This is a genomic window from Tullyiplasma multilocale ATCC 49900 (genome assembly GCF_000483165.1).
Taxonomy (GTDB): domain Bacteria; phylum Bacillota_I; class Bacilli_A; order Mycoplasmatales; family Mycoplasmataceae; genus Tullyiplasma; species Tullyiplasma multilocale.
Genome location: NZ_KI519557.1, coordinates 1 through 17636 on the forward strand (window position 1 = coordinate 1; position 17636 = coordinate 17636).

Here is a 17636-nt window from a genome sequence, read left to right on the forward strand (position 1 = left end):
ATAAAATCTATTACTCAACGCACATTTAAAATATATATTTTTCAATCTAGTATTCAGTTTTCAAAGAATAATCGACAAACCAAGATCTGGTGATAATAGCATAGAGGTCACACCTGTTCCCATTCCGAACACAGAAGTTAAGCTCTATTACGGCGACAATATTGCGTAAGTGAGAAGATAGCGAGTTGCCAGTTCAACTAAAAGAGAATCCGAAAGGGTTCTTTTTTTTATGTTCTTTTGGAATGTTTAGTTTTGATAACTAATGATGTATAATCTATGTAAGTCAGAAAGGGAGACTATTTATGAACTATAAAGGTAAATCAATTATATTCTCAGATTTAGATTCAACTCTATTGAGGGATAACCACTATTTTTCTAAAAGAACTAAACAAGTGGTAAAGGATTTAGCAGCACAAGATATGATGTTAATTCCGATTACAGCGAGAGCAACAAAAGATGTTCTTGATCAAGCTAAACGTTTAGGTTTAGATAAACTTGGTGGAATTATTGCCGGTAATAATGGGTCACAAATTTTTGACTTTAAAAATAATACATGAATACTAAATGAATTCTTATCAGAAGATTTAGTTAATGCTGTATTCAATACTTTTTACGGGACTTATAAAGCGAAAGTTCACTTCTATGGAGATGAAACTACTTACGTTTTTAATGAAGGTAAAATGTCACTATATTGAGCACAAATGATGGGTACTGACTACGTTGTAGCAAGTACTCCTGAAGAAATTGAAGATCCAATTTCACACATGACAATTGTTCTTAAAAAAGGTACAACAAAAGCTGAATCTGAAGCTGCGATTTTAGATATCAAAAACAAATTTGGTAGCGATGCAGATATTCATGTATATACAGAAAGAGTTATCGAAGTATGTCCAAAAAACATTAGTAAGGGTAATGCTGTAAAGGTTATCAAAGAATACTTAGGTATTACTGATGAGGTAACAACTTATGCTTTTGGGGATGGTCCAAATGACTTCCCAATGTTTGAAGCAGTTGACAATGGAGTTGCATTACAAAATGCCATTCCACAATTAATTGATATTGCTCAAGACATTACAAAAGATACTAATGACAATGATGGAGTTGCGAACTACATCTACGACAATATTTTAAAAAAATAAGGAGATAAAAACTATGGCTGAAATGATCAAAGTAACTTCAAAAGCACAATTTGAAGAATTAGTAAAAGAAGGAAATGTTATGGTAGACTTTAACGCTACATGATGTGGTCCATGTAAAATGCTAATGCCGCTAGTTAAAGAATTAGCTGCAAAAACTGAAGATGTGAAATTCTTAGATGTTGATGTTGATTTAAACCAAGACATCGCTGTTGAATTCCAAATCATGTCTATCCCATCATTAATGATGTTTAAAGATGGACAACAAGCTAAAAAACATGTTGGATTTATGGCACCAAACCAATTAGAAGAATTTGTTAAATAGTACCAAAAACTTATAACCCCTTTAGGGGTTATTTTTTTATTTATAAAAAACTTTTAAAAAAAATTTGACAAATTTTTTATTTGGGGTAAGATGAAAGTAAGAAGTAGATAACTTCAAGAGGAGGTAGATAATCATGGTAACATCATCATTATTCATTTCTGAGAAGTGCGTTTATAGGGAAAATAAAAATATCTAAAATACAATATAAATTCAAATAATGAAATGAATAAAACAAAAATAAACTTAATAAAATAATAATTAAAAAAAGAATAGAGGTGGTAACATGAACAAGCTAATATTCATTTATCCAAAGTGAATTGAAACAACCAAATAAGACATTCTAGGGATCTGATAGTAAATAAAAGCCTAGAACAATTGGTGAAGAAGTCATTAGACATCCAAGGATTACAGCAAGGTTTATACAAGGTTAAGTCCAAAAAATATTCTCGTAAAATATTTATAAACACTGAAAACATTGAACTATTTGTCAATCACAAAGGGGTGATAAATATGATTAAAGCAATTTACATCAACTCACCGTGAGTTGAAAAAACCTAACAAAACATTCTAAGGATCCATACCAAGCTTAGAGTAATGATAAAGAAGTCAATGGACATCTAAGGATTACAGCAAGGTTTATACAAGGTAAAGTCCAAAAAATATTCTCGTAAAATATTTATAAACACTGAAAACATTGAACTATTTGTCAATCACAAAGGGGTGATAAATATGATTAAAGCAATTTACATCAACTCACCGTGAGTTGAGATTACCAAATAAAACAATCTAGGGTTCACAAACAAAAGCCTAGAGAAATGATGGTAAGAGTATCTGATTACTAATAAATGTTTAGGATTCATGGTAAAGTCCAAAAAATAACTTAGTAAATTATTAATTCAAGCATTTTCCAGATATGAAAATCATCGAGGAAGAGGTGGTAAATATGAAAACAAATAAATTAATTTTCTTACTACCAAGATGAGCGGTAGTAACCTGATAAAACATCTTAGTAAATAATTTTAAAGGCTAAGAAAAACAGATAAAGAAGTCAATGGACATCTAAGGATTACAGCAAGGTTTATACAAGGTAAAGTCCAAAAAATATTCTCGTAAAATATTTATAAACACTGAAAACATTGAACTATTTATCAACAGAAAGTTGGTGATAATATGATGAAAATATTCTTATTACCAAGATGAGTAACAGATACCTGTGACTCTTAATATAAATAAAACAAAACTTAATATTTAAATTAAAACTTAATTCTATCGTCATAGAATTGGCAATGCGCTATAAAAAAAGAAAGAGGGACGCCTCTTTCTTTTTTTTGTTATTCAACTTCGTTTGTCAAATCTGTAAATTCATCAAAGAATCCAGCATAGAATTCTAAAACTTGGAATCTAAATGTTTTGATATCTTCAACAGTTTCAGCTTCTGCATCTTCACCTAATTCATAAACTGTTTCATTATCGATGTAGTCATAAGTCAACTTTGAAGCTTTAAATCATAAAGATTCAATTGGATCTCCGGCTTTTTCCATTTCTAATAAAAATGTTCTGAAAAGAGTAGAAATGTGTTGAATATCTTCGATTGCTAATTCTTTGAATTCAGCATCACTTTCAGCATCTTCGTTAATGATTTCAATAATATTAACTTCACAACTTTGAGCAGCTGCGATTAATTCTTTAATATCCATATAATATGTCTCCTAATTCATCTTATTAATGATACTAAATATTAAATGCTTTGTGTCTAAAATTAAGATTTTTATTTTGTTATAATAAACATAAGAAAATGAGGTACCTTATGTATAAATTAATCGCAGTTGATGTTGATGGAACTTTATTCCCTCATGGTAAAAATGTCCACCCTAAAACAAAAGAAGCTATTCTAAAAGCGCAAGAATTAAATATCCCGGTTGTGATCGCGACTGGACGAAATATATCAACAATTACAAATGTAGCAGCAGAACTTAATATGATGAATACTGGTATTCCATTTGTATCTCAAAATGGTGCTCAAGTTTTCACTTTCGAAAAAGATGGTAAGGTAAATATTGAATATACAATTACGTATGAAGATAAAGAGTCTAATTGAATCTTTGCATTAGCAAAACGTTTTAAAGTAACTGTCTATGCATATACACAAGATGAAAAAATTGCATATACAAATAAACGTTTTAGTTTTATGTCGTGTTTTATGAAATATCGCTCAAGTCGTAAATCAATTTTTTATAAAGAAACAGAAAGTCTTGTGGCACCGATTACTAAATTTTTACTTTTCGGAAAGAAAACTAAAATGATAGAGTTACGAAAAATAGTTGAAGAAAAGGGTTATAACGCTTTTGCATTTAGTTATGTTAGTGATTCACGCCAAAATATTGAAGTCTTACCCAAAGGTGTCGATAAGGCCAAAGGTTTAGAATGTATAATTGCTAAATTGGGTATCAACCAAGAAGATGTAATCTACTTCGGTGATGGTGAAAATGATATTGAAGCAATTAAATGAGCTGGACATGGAGTTGCCATGGGTAATGCTAAAGATTACGTAAAAACACATGCAGATGCAATAACTACAACTTGTGAACAAGGTGGAGTTGGAGAATACTTATTTGAAAAAGTTTTCAAATAAGTTTTATAATAAAAATATAAACTAATACTTAGGTATTAAGATAGGGGTTCAAAACCATGGAACAAAATAAAAACTTAGTGGATGAAATTCAAGAATGTTTATCAGAATATAAATATTTACCTCAAGATGTGACAAATATAAATTCAATCAATATTTTGGGTGATCAAGAAGCTGAATTAGTTCATTTCACAGCCAACATTAGTTTAGAAACAAAAACTACTAATGTATTAGCAGTTTATTCAAAAGTATTTCATAAAATGATTTTCATTGAATGAGTAGATTAATAAAAGTAAAATAGATTTTCTAATCTATTTTTTATTTACTAAAATATCGCTTGCATTAAAGTAACTTTAACCTTTTACAATATAAGTAGATAAAGAAATGAGGGATTAATATGAAAATATTAATATTGGGAGCAGCCGGGCAGATTTCAAAAGTCTTGACTAAACGTTTAGTTAAAAATTCAGAAAATGAAATTGTGCTATATGCGAGAAACGCCAACAAGCGTTTAAGTAATCACGAAAATAACATAACAATTATTGATGGTGATTTTAATGAAACTGAAAAATTACACAACATCATTAAAGATGACGTTGATGTTATTTACATCAATGAAATGAGAAGTTATTCAAATATTAACTCAATAATTGAAGCTTCTAAAAATACCCAAGTTAAAAAAATGATTGGTGCTAATGTATTGGGTATTTATGACGAAGTGCCAGGCGAGTTTGGAAAATGAAATAAAAGTATGCTTGGGGACTATAATCCCGAAAGTTCATATTTAAAAACTGCTGAACTTCTGGAAAATAGTGGCATTGATTACACAGTATTAAGAATTACTTGATTATACAACCAAGAAGGTAATGAAGATTATGTCTTAACCCAAAAGGGAGAACCATTCTATGGTGCTCAAGTAACAAGACAAGCAGTTGCAAAACTAATTGAAGATATCATTGAAAACAAAGAAAGGTTTAAAAATACAAATATCGGAGTTGGAGAACCTGATACTGATTTTGCAAAACCAAGTTTCTATTAGGAGGAAATTATGAAAACAAGAATTTTAGGAAAAGGATTAGAAGTATCAGAAATAGGACTTGGATGTATGGGATTAAGTATGTCATTCCCACCATTCCCAACAAGAGAAGAAGCTGTTAAATTTTTAAGAGATGCTCACAAACAAGGTGTAACTTTTTTCGATACAGCTGAAGTTTATGGACCATTTGAGAATGAAGAATTATTAGGAGAAGCTTTCAAAGACATTAGATCAGAAGTTGTTATCGCTACTAAATTTGGTTTTAAATTTGTTGATGGTAAAAATGTTGGTGTTGATAGCACCAAAGAAAATATTTTAAGAGCAGTTGAAGGAAGTCTAAAAAGATTACAAACTTCTTATATAGATTTATTCTACCAACATAGAGTTGATCCAAATGTTCCAATTGAAGAAGTGGCAATTGTCATGAAAGAACTTATTGAAACTGGGAAAATTAAACATTGAGGATTAAGTGAAGCATCAGCTAGCACAATTCGTCGTGCCCATGCCATATGTCCCATGACTGCAGTACAAAGTGAATACTCAATGTTTTGAAGAGAACCGGAAACTAAAATCTTTGATACATTAAAAGAACTAGGGATAGGACTTGTTCCATTTAGTCCATTAGGGAAAGGGTTCTTAACAGGTACTGTGAAACCAGGTGAAATGTTTGGTGAAGGTGATTTCAGAAACACAATTCCAAGATTTAATAATCCTGATTATCTGGCAGCAAACATGAAGTTAGTGGAATTTGTTAAAGAGTTAGCAGTTGCTAAAGATACAACACCAGCGGCAATCGCAATTGGGTGAGTATTAGCGCAAGGAGAATGAATAGTTCCAATTCCAGGTACTAAAAAAATTGAAAGAGTTATTGAAAATAATAGTGCAGCAAATATTACTTTTACAAAACAAGAATTAAATGATATTAAAGAACGTTTAGATCATATTGAAATTCTAGGTCACAGATATTCTGAAGCCAATGAAAAACATATCGATAAATAAAGAAAAATAGATCCTAAGATCTATTTTTTATCATTTAATAGTCTTTCATAAAAGCCTTTTTTGTATGTGATGAAATCTAACTGATCTTGTAGATCTTTTTGTTTTTCCAAAACAACTTTTTCTTGTTTTAGAATCATTTCCTGTCTTTGTTTTAAAGTGGATTCACCTTGATCAACTAATTCAATATATGTGATGATTTCCTTTAATGGCATACTGGTTTTTTTAAGACACAGAACAGTATTTACGAAACCTAAATCAGCTTCTAACATATAACGGTATCCATTATCATCTCGTCTAAATTTATTTATAACACCTTTTTCGTCATAATATCTCAATAGATATTCTGGGACATTGAATTTTTCAGCAATGTCTTTTAAGTAATATTTATTTTCCATAATAACCTCATTTGTATTTCTAACTATATTCTATAAGATTAAACCTACTTTAAGGCAAGGGTTTTTAAACTTTTTGAATTTTGTACTTGCCTTAAAGTAGGTTTAATCTTTTATTATCATTTTAAGATATAAAAAAAGGAGAAATAAACTATGGAACAAAAAGTTTGATTTATAACAGGAGCCAGTAAAGGTTTCGGAAATATCTTAGTTAAAAAATTATTAGAACAAGGACAATTAGTGGCTGCAACCTCAAGAAACTTATCAGCATTTGATGATATCAAAAATGATGGATTTTTAGGCTTGGAAGTTAAAGACCTTGCAGATGAAAAACAAGTTATCAATGCATTACATGAAACAAAAAGAAGATTCAATAGAATTGATGTTTTGGTTAACAATGCTGGATATGGAGTTATCGGTGCTTTTGAAGAAGTTAGTGATAAAGATATGAGAGCCGTATTTGATGTCAATGTATTCGGGACATTCAATACAATTAGAAATGTATTGCCAATCATGAGAGAACAAAATGCGGGAAGAATAATTAACATCTCTTCAATAGCTGGTTTTGTTGGAGTACCTTATTGAAGTGCATATAATGCAACAAAATTTGCAGTAGATGGATTTACAGATGCTTTAGCACCTGAATTATCACAATTCAATATTAAGGTAACTTCAATATTGCCTGGCCCATTTAACACAGATTTCTTGGAACGTGATTCCAAAGCTGTTATTACAACGGGTAATCCAGCTTATGCTGAAGGTTTCAACAAGGAAAATGATACTTGAGATGAAAATAATCACAAGCAAACAGGAGACCCTTATAAAGCAATGGATGCATTAATCAAAATTGTTGAAGATGATTTAAATGTAGAGTACATTTTCTTCGGGGAATGAGCTTATTCTGGTGCCAACAATAGAATCGAAAAATGACAAAAAGAAATGAAGGATTTTGAATATCTTGGAAGACCCTTAGATTATGAAAAATAATCAAAAAAGATGTTAGTTTTGCTAACATCTTTTTTTATGTTTAAAAATACATTTTTGTTTCAAAATGTTATAAAATTAATTCAATGGGAAAAGGGGTGAAAACTATGTCAAATTTAATGAATTTTAAAAATCTTTCAAATAGAGATCAATATCTAATTTTAGAATGACTTGATGTAGCGATCACTCGTACTGAAAGACATGAAATTGTCTTAGAAACTGAATCACTCTCCCTGAAGTAGAAGTCTTAAAATTAAATAAGACTTCTATTTTGTCATGCTTAAACATTAAAAGCTTTATAAGCTAATCTAATTTTTAAAGGAGAGAATAAAATGGAAAATAATAACATTATAGAAATTAGAAATATTACAAAAGATTACGACGGGAAAGTTGTTTTAAAAGGTATTAACTTTAACATCCACGAAGGAGAGTTTATTACTTTATTAGGACCTTCTGGTTGCGGTAAAACAACAACACTTAGAATTATTGGTGGTTTTGAAAAACCAAACAGTGGTCAAGTATTTTTCGAGGGTAAAGATTTATTACCTATCTCAATCAACAAACGTCAAATTAACACTATTTTCCAATCATATGCCTTATTCCCACATCTTAATGTGTTTGATAACATAGCATTCGGATTACGTGCTAAAAAGACTAAAAAAGACATGATTGAACGTGAAGTAATGAAACAAATTAGACAAGTTGGTCTAGAAGGTTTCGAAGATAAAAAAGTAACTGATTTATCAGGGGGACAAAAACAACGTGTAGCTATCGCTAGAGCACTTGTTATGAAACCAAGAGTTCTTTTATTAGATGAACCAATGGCAGCATTAGATGTTCAATTAAGAAAAACTATGCAAGATGAATTAAAACGTCTGCAAAGAGAAATTGGAATTACATTTATCATGGTTTCTCACGATCAAGAGGAAGCTTTATCAATGAGTGACAGAATTGTTGTTATGAACAATGGTTCAATTCAACAAATTGGAACTCCAGAAGAAATTTATAATGAACCAGAAAACTACTGAGTAGCAAATTTCGTAGGTTCATCAAATATTATTTCTGATGGTATTTTCTTAGAAGATAATAAAGTTGCTTTTGATGGAAAAACTCTAAACTGTATGGATACAAACTTTGGTACCGATGAAACAAGTATTGATATTGTTATTCGTCCAGAAGATATTGATATTAGAAAACCAAACATTGGTTTCTTTAATGGTGAAGTTGTTGAATCAATTTTTAAGGGTGTTCACTTCGATGTAACTATTAAAACTACAAAAGGTCGTCAATGATTAGTTCATACAACTGACCAATATGAAATTGGACAAAAAGTTTCAATTAAATGAAATGTAGAAGATATTCACGTAATGTGAAAAGAGATTGATAATTAATCTTAACTAAAATAGAAATAGAATAGGAGGATGTATTAATGAAAAAGAAACAAGAAATTGTTGAAACAAATTTAGAGTTTAACCAAGAAGAACTTGAAGAAGCTATTGATGAACAAAACTCTCAACAAAATCGTCGTAAAGTTAGAATGAAAATTTCTGATATCAACAAGCGATTGAGCAAAACAAGATTATTCAACTTTTCAAAAGGAAAAGTTTGACCAATCTTGTTACCGTTTTTCATAGTTATGATTTTTTTAATTATCTTACCGTTGGTAGCGATTATATTTTACGCAATTATTCAACCAACAGGTAACTCAATTATGATTGAAGCTACACTTAAAAACTTCATAAAGATGTTCACGAGTTCGAATATTATGATAGCTCTGCTATTATCTGTAGCTTATGCTCTAATTGCTTCATTAATATGTGTTGTAATTGGTTATCCAATTGCACTAATGATGGCGCAAATGCGATCAAAAATACTTGCACAAAATATGTGAGTGTTAGTAACAATGCCAATTTGAATTTCTATGCTTTTAAAAGTATTGGGATTGCAAACAGTATTTTACTTATTAAGTCCGACAATGATTGGTATGCCAATCACTATTATTATTGGAATGGTATATATGTTCTTACCATTTGCAATTACACCGATTTATGATTCACTAGAATCACGTCAAATCGATTTAGAAGAAGCATCACAAGATTTAGGTGCATCAAAATTTAAAACATTCTGAACAATTACATTCAGATCATCAATGCCAGGAGTTCTAACTGGATTCTCATTAGTTATAGTGCAAGCTGCAACATCACTTATTGTTGTTCACTATCTAGGGGATGGAAAAGTTAACCTGATATCATCAGTTATCGAATCTTATTTCTTCAAAGGGAATGATTTCGGATTCGGAGCTGCAATATCAGTAGTTCTTGCAATTATGATTTTTGCGTTAATGTTTATCATCAGAATGTTTAGTAATAAATTTGAAATGAAAGGGAAGAAAAAATGAAAAGATTCTTCAAAGGTAGTTACTTCGCAATAATAATGGCCTTTATTTACATTCCAATCGTTGTAATGGTAATTTTTTCATTCAACGCTGGAAGTACAACAACTTCATGATCAGGATTTGATTTCAAATGATACGATGAGTTTATTCATAACTCACCATTCATCAAATCAATCATCACTTCATTATTTGTTGCCGTAATTTCAACTGCGGTGTCAGTTGTGATCGGAACAATGGCTGCTATTGGGTTAAGTAGAACTAAAAGAGTAACACAATCATCATGATTTGGAGTGGCAAACATCCCATTAATCAATGCTGATGTAGTTACAGCTGTATCATTAATGATTATTTTCTTATTATCAGGATTTAAATTTGGTCTAGGAACATTAATCATGGCCCACGTATCATTCAACGTGCCTTACGTTTTAATAACAGTAATGCCACGTTTAAGAAAAATTGATAAATCACTGGTTGAAGCATCTATGGATTTAGGTGCCAAACCATTACATGTATTATTTAAAGTTATATTACCAATTTTAAAACCAGCAATTATTACAGCAACAGCGATTGCTTTTGCTATGAGTTTTGACGATTTTATTATTTCTTACTTCACTGGGGGAAATCAAACTAACGTCTCAACATTTATTTATACTGCTAAAAAAATCAAACCATTTATTTTTGCCTTCGGAACAATTCTAGTTGGAGTTATTGTTTTATCTATTATCGCTTGAAATGCAATTACAGTAGTTAAACAAAAACGTTTACAAACTGAAGACCAAATTAAAAAAGGTTTCTACAAAGCTAAAAAAATTCAAAGACTTAATAAAGAGTTGGATGAATTATATTTAGCAGCATCTACTAAAACAGAAATCAGAAGATCTCGCAGAATTTCACTGTGAGCAAAATATTACTGGCTAAAACTACGTATTAAAATAGCTACAATGAAAAACTATGATGCTAAGATTGCTAAACTTGAATGAAGACAATATAAATTGAAATCAGAAATTTCTAAAGAGAAACGTTATGAATCAAGATTGAAAAAAGCAAACAAAAAAATGCGTCAATTAATTAAACAATTAGAAAAAGAAAAACTTGATGTTAAAAAAGCTGCCAAGATTTCCATTCAAATTGAAAAATTACAAGACAAAGTAGAATTCCTAGAAGAGGAAATCGAATGAATGAAAGATCGTGATGCTAAGGCAGCGATTAAAGTTAAAAAAATTCAAAAACAAATTAAAGATCTGCAAAAAGAACTTAAAAACGAAGATCAACCAAGCAAGAAAACTATTGCTTGATATAATAGAAAAATTAAAGATCTTGAAGATTGAAAAATTGAAGTTGAAGAAGGTAAAAACCATTACAAATTAAGAATGTTAACTGAAAAATTAAAAGAAGTTCGTGATTTACATTACAACTACGTTTCAGAGTTAACTTTAAAATCAGATGAGTTGGAAAAATCTTTATATACACGTCGCTCAATCACACGTAGATTTGATAGTAAAATTTCAAAATCAAATGATATTTTACTTACACAAGAATTAATTAATGAAAAAAATGATTTCTTAAAATCTGAACATGCAATTTATATGAAAAAAATTGCTAACAAGGAAAGTACTATTGCTAAAGTAAAAAACAAAGTAGATATAGTTAGAGAAAAACTATTCCCATCAAATCCTGATGAAGTATCACATACAAAAGGATTCATCGCTAGAAGTTGAAGAGTGATGTTGGCAACATTATTAGGAGTTGCTGCTTTCACTGGATTAACTGTAGCTTATGTTATGAATAACATTTATGACTTAGTTGTTGCCAACTGAGGAGAATACATTGATCCACGTATGATTTCTGAATTCGAGAAAAGATACGATGTAAAAATTAATTACCAAGAATATGATTCTAATGAAACTTTATATAATAAATTATTTACATTTACATTTGATGTTATGGTTCCAAGTGATTACATGGTACAAAAACTTGCAAATGAGAATAGATTATTAAAATTAGATTATTCAAAACTAAATATTCACGGAACTGTTAACGGACAAGAATTAAATCCCTACTTATCAGAAGAAGACCGTGACGAAGCGATGGAAATTGATTCATCATTATTAGATTTAATGAATACTTCTAAAGTTCACCCAATTGATGAACAAGAACAAGAAAATCATTCAGGAGCTAGTGGTTCTATTTTAGACTACGCTTCACCTTATTTCTGAGGGGATCTTTCAATAATTGTTTTACCAACTGAATCAAATATCAAATTCCTTGAAGATAGAGGAGTTGAATTTGTAGAAAACGAAGATGGAGCTAAAATTGAAATTAAATCTGATTCACTATCATGATCAATTCTTTGAGATGCTGCTGAAGCCGGTAAACGTGTTGCGTTAAACAATGACCCTAAAAACATTTTCATGTTAGGTGCTCAAAAAGTATTGCAACAAGTTAACCTTGAAGAAAAACAAGAAGTTGATCAAGTTAAAAAAGAAGTGGCTAAGTTAGTTCAAAATAAAAACGTTGCCCTTAATGGAGATGATTTAATTACTAAAGCTGCAGAAGGTAACTTCGACTTTGCTGTTATGTATAATGGTGATGCTGCATACGCAAATACAGTGTACAATGGTGAAGATATTGAAGACCAAGATGAATATGGAACAACAAGATTTATTTACGGACGTCCCAATAAACTTAACGAAGAAACAGGAAGAAGAGAAACAACTAATGTTTTCTCTGAAAATGCTGTTATTTCAAGTGAAAGTTCAAATCAGGACTTAGCATATAAATTCTTAAACTTCTTATCTGAAAAAGCTTATGATTTAACTGAATACGTAGGAATTGCTTCTCCATTTGGACAAGTAATGGAAGAAATGATTGGAGAAGATGGAACATACGAAGACTATGGAAATCTTTATAAACCAATTACTACTAAAACAGATGGTTCATTTATCACTGGTGATAAACCATTAGCATATGGATTGAATCCAGCTGATGATTACCTAGTAAATGAATTCAATAACATTATTTCTGGAAAATTCGGATAATAAAAAACCCTTTAAAAGGGTTTTTTTCTTTATCTACTTTTAATTTAGGTTAATTACATTTATACTTATATAGTAATTTAATGGTACCATGGCCAAGTGGCTAAGGCATTGGTCTGCAACACCATGATCGTCGGTTCGAATCCGACTGGTACCTCCAATTAAAAATATAAAGTGCTTTGGCACTTTTTTTATTTAGTTTTTAAAGTATTTTAGGTCGTATAAAAAAGATATTTAAAAATTTATATTTTTTTGATTAAAAATGTTGTAATTTCTTAAAATAGTTTGCTATAATATAAAAGTCGCCAGTAGTGGAACTGGTGGCCAATAATAACAAAGGCAAATATATGCGCCCGTAGATCAATTGGATAGATCGTTTGACTACGGATCAAAAGGTTAGGGGTTCGAGTCCCTTCGGGCGCACCATTTATTAGAAACGCCAAAAAATGTTATTATTGAAACATATAAATAACATTTATATCGGGAAGTGGCTCAGCTTGGTAGAGCATTCGGTTTGGGACCGAAGGGTCGCAGGTTCGAATCCTGTCTTCCCGACCATTTATATGGGCCCTTAGCTCAGCTGGGAGAGCACCTGCCTTGCACGCAGGGGGTCGACGGTTCGATCCCGTTAGGGTCCACCATTTTTATTTTTATTTTTGGCGGGGTAGCTCAGTTGGTTAGAGCGTTCGGCTCATACCCGAAAGGTCCCGAGTTCAAGTCTCGGCCCCGCTACCATTATTATTAATTATTATTGGACCTTTAGCTCAGTTGGTTAGAGCATCCGGCTCATAACCGGACGGTCATTGGTTCAAGTCCAATAAGGTCCACCACTATTGACAACAACAAGTTGGTGGATGAAATAGCCAGATATACAGACACGGAAGATTACCCAAGTCTGGCTGAAGGGACCGGTCTTGAAAACCGGGAGTCGGGGAAACCCGAGCGGGGGTTCGAATCCCTCATCTTCCGCCATTTAAAAACAAAGGTACGCGGGGTGGAGCAGTTGGTAGCTCGTCGGGCTCATAACCCGAAGGTCGCAGGTTCAAGTCCTGTCCCCGCAACCATTTGGCCCCATAGCGAAGTTGGTTATCGCGCCTCCCTGTCACGGAGGAGATCACGAGTTCGAGTCTCGTTGGGGTCGCCATTACGGTCGTGTAGCTCAGTTGGTAGAGCAGCAGATTGAAGCTCTGCGTGTCGGCGGTTCAACTCCGTCCACGACCACCATTCGAAAATTAAAACTTATTGTAGCTTATGCTACTTTTTTTTCGCCAAATACAAATATTTAAGCAAGTCCAAAGACTTGCTTTTTTTACGTCTAAACCCTTATAAAACCTAGATATTAGTTATATAATTATATGGAAATCACATATGATGAGAGGAATTAAAATTATGAGAAAAAAAGTTATTTTTGGAAACTGAAAAATGAACGGTACAAACGCTGCTGTTGAAGAATTTTTATCAGTAGTAGATGCACAAGCTAACAACACTGAAGTTGTTGCTGGATTAGGATTACCTTTTACAGCTTTAGCTACAGGGATTAAAAACGCTAAAAACGTTAAAATTGCTGCACAAAACGTTCACTTTGAAGCAAATGGAGCATTCACAGGTGAAGTTTCAATCGAAATGTTAAAAGAAATCGGAGTTGAATACGTAATTATCGGTCACTCAGAAAGAAGAGAAATGTTTGGAGAAACTGACGCAACTGTTAACGCTAAATCAAAAGCTATCTTAGCTGCTGGTATGACACCATTAGTATGTTGTGGAGAAACTTTAGAAACTAAAGAAGCAGGAAACACAATTTCATTCGTAAACAATCAAATTGAAAAAGCATACGAAGGAATTTCAAAAGAAGATGCTGTTAAAACAATCATCGCTTATGAACCAATTTGAGCTATTGGAACAGGTAAAACTGCAACTAGTGAAGATGCTGAAGTAGTATGTAAAGCAATTAGAGAAAACTTAGCTGCAATTTACGATCAAGCAACAGCTGATGAAATTTCAATTCAATATGGTGGATCAGTTAAACCTGGAAACATTAAAGAATTAATGGAAATGCCAAACATTGATGGAGCTTTAGTTGGTGGAGCATCATTATTATCAGACGATTACTTAGCTTTAGTAAACTACAACAAATAATTAATGAACGATATTAAACTTTTAGTATTAGATATGGACGGAACTAGTTACTATAAAATGGGAACTATTGTTGAAGAAAATATCGAACCTTTAAAACAAGTAATGGAGCAAGGTGTACATCTTGCTTTTGTTACAGGTAGACCAGCCCTTGCAAAATTTAATAATATTGAAGGACACGGACTAGTTAAAGATCATTCAATTATGGGTGCATGCAATGGAGCATGCATTTATGATTTAAAAAATAAAAAGGTTTTAGCATCAAATCCAATTGATTCTGAAACAGCTAAACAAGTATTCGAATTAGCCAAAAAACCTGAATTTGCAGGAACAGTTATTTGAGGTTATGTTGATAACTTGAATGATGTTGTTGTAAATGCAACAGATGAAATTGGTGATGGAGAAATCTATAACCAAGAAAACCAATTCTTCCATGGAGATTACATTCAATATGAAGAAGTGAAAGAAAATTTTGAATTCAAATTCTTTAAGTTATTAACTTTAAATGCTAAACCTGGATTTATTCAAGAATTGAGAGAAACAACTAACCTAAATATTGCTTCAAATGATGAAATCATTGGAGAAATTAATGCACCTGGAATTAACAAAAAATTTGCTATCAATTGATTTAGTAAATATCTGAATGTTCCAGTGGAAAACATTATGGCAGTTGGAGACGGTATGAATGATTTAGATATGATCAAACATGCCGGGGTTGGAGTTGCTATGAAAAATTCAGTGCAACCAATCAAAGATGCAGCTGATGTATACATCGATATTAATTCTGATGATGCAGCAGTAAAAGCAATCGTAGAAAAATATATTTTAAAATAGGAGAATTAATATGAACGTAAAAAAACCAGTTATCTTAACTATTTTAGATGGATGAGGAATTGAAGAAGCAGGAGCTGGAAATGCTGTTGCTAACGCAAACATGGAATTTGTAAAAGAAATGACTTCTACATACCCATGAGTTAAAGCTCACGCATCTGGAGAATGAGTTGGATTACCTGATGGTCAAATGGGAAACTCAGAAGTTGGACACATCCACTTAGGAGCAGGAAGAATTAACTTTGAATCATTAGCTAAATTAAACAAAGAAGTAAAAACAAATGATATTGCTAAAAATGAAGAATTTGTAGCAGCATTTGAAAACTCAATCAAAAACAATAGTGCAGTTCACTTAATGGGATTATTCTCAGATGGTGGAGTTCACGCTCACATGGACCACATGATCGCTATCTATAAAGCAGCTGTGGCTTATGGAGTTACAAACATTAAATTTGACTTAATTACAGATGGTAGAGATACAGCTCCAACTGTTGTTAAAGGATACATTGAAACTTTATTAAAAGTTATTGCTGAAAATGGAAATGTTGGAGTTATTTCTTCAATTAATGGACGTTACTTCGCAATGGACCGTGATAAAAGAATGGAAAGAAGTGCTGAAGCCTACAAAGCTATCATTACTCGTGAAAACATCGGATCATTCACAGACCCAATCGCATACGTTGAATCACAATATGCTTTAGGAAAAGATGATGAAATGATTGAACCTGCCTTCAATGCAAATGATATTGATGGAAACTTAAAAGCTGGAGATTCAATGATCTTTACAAACTTCCGTCCTGATAGAGCTATCCAAATGGCATCAGTTATGACAAATCATGATTATGCAGCATGAAGTGATGAAGCATTTGCTGGAATTCCTTTCATTGGAGATTCAATTAGATTTATCTCAACAATGAAATATGCAGATTCAGTTACTTCACCATTTATCGCTTATCCACCACACCCATTAGAAAATACATTAGGACAATATGTTTCTTCATTAGGATTACGTCAATTACGTATTGCTGAAACTGAAAAAATTGCTCACGTTACTTTCTTCTTTGATGGTGGAAATGATTACTTTAAAAATGGATTAGCTACTCAAGAAGAAGTTACTTTACCAGGAGCTTCAATTGATTTAATTAACTCACCAAAAGTTGCTACTTATGATTTAAAACCAGAAATGTCAGCTGTTGAAATTACAGATAAATTATTAGAAGAAGTTGCTAAAGACGAATTCGACTTAATTGTTCTTAACTTCGCTAACTGTGACATGGTTGGACATACAGGAAACAATGATGCTACTGTTGAAGCTGTTAAAGTATTAGATGGTCAATTAAAACGTATCCATGATGAATTTGTATTAAAACATAACGGAGTTATGGTTATTACAGCTGATCACGGAAACGCAGAAATTATGTTAGATGAAAATGGTGGACCAAACAAAAAACACACTACATCTTACGTACCAATCATCGTTACTGATAAATCAGTTGAATTAATCGAAGAAGATGCAGCAATTGCTAAAGTTGCTCCAACTATCTTAGATATCATGGGAATTGAAATTCCTGCTGAAATGACTCAAGCATCAATGATTAAAAAATAATATCAAACCGAGGAAACTCGGTTTTTTATTTTTTAAATAACCTTTAAGGGTTGTTTTATAGACTTCAAAAAGGTTATAATTTTTATAATGAAGAAAGAAAGTGGTGATAATTTATGGCAACGAGTCCCTTACCTT

Annotated in this window: 16 protein-coding genes, 10 tRNA genes and 1 rRNA gene; 25 read left to right on the top strand and 2 right to left on the bottom strand. The window is 31.7% G+C overall.

Annotation, left to right across the window (positions count from 1 at the left end; genetic code table 4):
* The first annotated feature begins 85 nt into the window (after nucleotides 1–85).
* The 3 genes from rrf (at nucleotide 86) to trxA (ending at nucleotide 1461) form a co-directional block, all read left to right on the top strand.
* A 5S ribosomal RNA gene (gene rrf, locus G319_RS0102880) occupies nucleotides 86–194 on the top strand.
* 108 nt (nucleotides 195–302) lie between these two features.
* The gene (locus G319_RS09620; RefSeq protein WP_026389594.1) at nucleotides 303–1139 is read left to right on the top strand and encodes a Cof-type HAD-IIB family hydrolase; all 837 of its coding nucleotides are present in this window, start codon (nucleotides 303–305) and stop codon (nucleotides 1137–1139) included.
* A 13-nt stretch (nucleotides 1140–1152) separates the two neighbouring features.
* Nucleotides 1153–1461, top strand: a complete 309-nt coding sequence (gene trxA, locus G319_RS0102890; RefSeq protein ID WP_026389595.1) for a thioredoxin — start codon at nucleotides 1153–1155, stop codon at nucleotides 1459–1461.
* 1331 nt (nucleotides 1462–2792) lie between these two features.
* On the opposite strand, the gene G319_RS09625 is transcribed toward trxA, so the two are convergent.
* The gene (locus G319_RS09625; protein WP_026389596.1) at nucleotides 2793–3158 is read right to left on the bottom strand and encodes a hypothetical protein; all 366 of its coding nucleotides are present in this window, start codon (nucleotides 3156–3158) and stop codon (nucleotides 2793–2795) included.
* A 110-nt stretch (nucleotides 3159–3268) separates the two neighbouring features.
* Between G319_RS09625 and G319_RS09630 the strand changes: the two genes are divergently transcribed.
* From G319_RS09630 to G319_RS0102915, 4 genes are all read left to right on the top strand, one after another.
* Nucleotides 3269–4093, top strand: coding sequence for a Cof-type HAD-IIB family hydrolase (locus G319_RS09630; protein WP_026389597.1), 825 nt, complete (start codon nucleotides 3269–3271; stop codon nucleotides 4091–4093).
* 56 nt (nucleotides 4094–4149) lie between these two features.
* On the top strand, nucleotides 4150–4377 hold the full coding sequence (locus tag G319_RS0102905; RefSeq protein ID WP_026389598.1) for a hypothetical protein: 228 nt from the start codon (nucleotides 4150–4152) through the stop codon (nucleotides 4375–4377).
* Nucleotides 4378–4487: 110 nt separating this feature from the next.
* Nucleotides 4488–5129 (top strand): NAD(P)H-binding protein, encoded by a 642-nt coding sequence (locus G319_RS0102910; protein ID WP_026389599.1) that lies wholly within the window; start codon nucleotides 4488–4490, stop codon nucleotides 5127–5129.
* A gap of 9 nt (nucleotides 5130–5138) precedes the next feature.
* The gene (locus G319_RS0102915) at nucleotides 5139–6125 is read left to right on the top strand and encodes an aldo/keto reductase (RefSeq protein ID WP_026389600.1); all 987 of its coding nucleotides are present in this window, start codon (nucleotides 5139–5141) and stop codon (nucleotides 6123–6125) included.
* A 20-nt stretch (nucleotides 6126–6145) separates the two neighbouring features.
* Here the strand turns inward: G319_RS0102915 and G319_RS04720 are convergent, their stop codons facing one another.
* Nucleotides 6146–6520 carry a MerR family transcriptional regulator gene (locus G319_RS04720; RefSeq protein WP_051350874.1) on the bottom strand — a complete coding sequence of 125 codons (375 nt, stop codon included), beginning with the start codon at nucleotides 6518–6520 and terminating at the stop codon, nucleotides 6146–6148.
* Between the two features lie 150 nt (nucleotides 6521–6670).
* Here G319_RS04720 and G319_RS09635 point away from each other — a divergent pair, with 150 nt between their 5' ends.
* The 18 genes from G319_RS09635 (at nucleotide 6671) to gpmI (ending at nucleotide 17501) form a co-directional block, all read left to right on the top strand.
* A complete protein-coding gene (locus G319_RS09635; protein ID WP_026389601.1) occupies nucleotides 6671–7504 on the top strand; it encodes an SDR family oxidoreductase in 834 nt (277 codons plus the stop codon).
* 104 nt (nucleotides 7505–7608) lie between these two features.
* Complete coding sequence (locus G319_RS09640; protein ID WP_280123370.1) at nucleotides 7609–7743, top strand: hypothetical protein; 135 nt, start codon at nucleotides 7609–7611, stop codon at nucleotides 7741–7743.
* Nucleotides 7744–7833: 90 nt separating this feature from the next.
* Nucleotides 7834–8892 carry a spermidine/putrescine ABC transporter ATP-binding protein gene (potA, locus tag G319_RS0102935; protein ID WP_026389602.1) on the top strand — a complete coding sequence of 353 codons (1059 nt, stop codon included), beginning with the start codon at nucleotides 7834–7836 and terminating at the stop codon, nucleotides 8890–8892.
* A 38-nt stretch (nucleotides 8893–8930) separates the two neighbouring features.
* Nucleotides 8931–9932, top strand: coding sequence for a spermidine/putrescine ABC transporter permease (potB, locus tag G319_RS0102940; RefSeq protein ID WP_026389603.1), 1002 nt, complete (start codon nucleotides 8931–8933; stop codon nucleotides 9930–9932).
* Nucleotides 9896–12934 (top strand): spermidine/putrescine ABC transporter permease/substrate-binding protein, encoded by a 3039-nt coding sequence (gene potCD, locus G319_RS0102945; protein ID WP_026389604.1) that lies wholly within the window; start codon nucleotides 9896–9898, stop codon nucleotides 12932–12934. Before potB ends, potCD begins: the two co-directional genes overlap by 37 nt.
* A gap of 82 nt (nucleotides 12935–13016) precedes the next feature.
* Nucleotides 13017–13091 (top strand) — tRNA-Cys (locus G319_RS0102950).
* Nucleotides 13092–13280: 189 nt separating this feature from the next.
* A tRNA-Arg gene (locus G319_RS0102955) sits at nucleotides 13281–13357 on the top strand.
* Between the two features lie 55 nt (nucleotides 13358–13412).
* Nucleotides 13413–13489: transfer RNA gene (locus G319_RS0102960), tRNA-Pro, on the top strand.
* A 7-nt stretch (nucleotides 13490–13496) separates the two neighbouring features.
* A tRNA-Ala gene (locus tag G319_RS0102965) sits at nucleotides 13497–13572 on the top strand.
* Between the two features lie 17 nt (nucleotides 13573–13589).
* A tRNA-Met gene (locus tag G319_RS0102970) sits at nucleotides 13590–13666 on the top strand.
* Nucleotides 13667–13684: 18 nt separating this feature from the next.
* Nucleotides 13685–13761 (top strand) — tRNA-Ile (locus tag G319_RS0102975).
* Nucleotides 13762–13810: 49 nt separating this feature from the next.
* Nucleotides 13811–13903, top strand: a tRNA-Ser gene (locus G319_RS0102980).
* Between the two features lie 16 nt (nucleotides 13904–13919).
* Nucleotides 13920–13995: transfer RNA gene (locus G319_RS0102985), tRNA-Met, on the top strand.
* A 3-nt stretch (nucleotides 13996–13998) separates the two neighbouring features.
* Nucleotides 13999–14075 (top strand) — tRNA-Asp (locus G319_RS0102990).
* A 4-nt stretch (nucleotides 14076–14079) separates the two neighbouring features.
* Nucleotides 14080–14155, top strand: a tRNA-Phe gene (locus G319_RS0102995).
* 165 nt (nucleotides 14156–14320) lie between these two features.
* Entirely contained in the window at nucleotides 14321–15067 is a 747-nt protein-coding gene (gene tpiA / locus G319_RS0103000) for a triose-phosphate isomerase (RefSeq protein WP_026389605.1), read from the top strand.
* Between the two features lie 3 nt (nucleotides 15068–15070).
* Nucleotides 15071–15898 carry a Cof-type HAD-IIB family hydrolase gene (locus G319_RS09645; protein ID WP_026389606.1) on the top strand — a complete coding sequence of 276 codons (828 nt, stop codon included), beginning with the start codon at nucleotides 15071–15073 and terminating at the stop codon, nucleotides 15896–15898.
* A gap of 10 nt (nucleotides 15899–15908) precedes the next feature.
* On the top strand, nucleotides 15909–17501 hold the full coding sequence (gpmI, locus tag G319_RS0103010; RefSeq protein ID WP_026389607.1) for a 2,3-bisphosphoglycerate-independent phosphoglycerate mutase: 1593 nt from the start codon (nucleotides 15909–15911) through the stop codon (nucleotides 17499–17501).
* Nucleotides 17502–17636 lie beyond the last annotated feature (135 nt).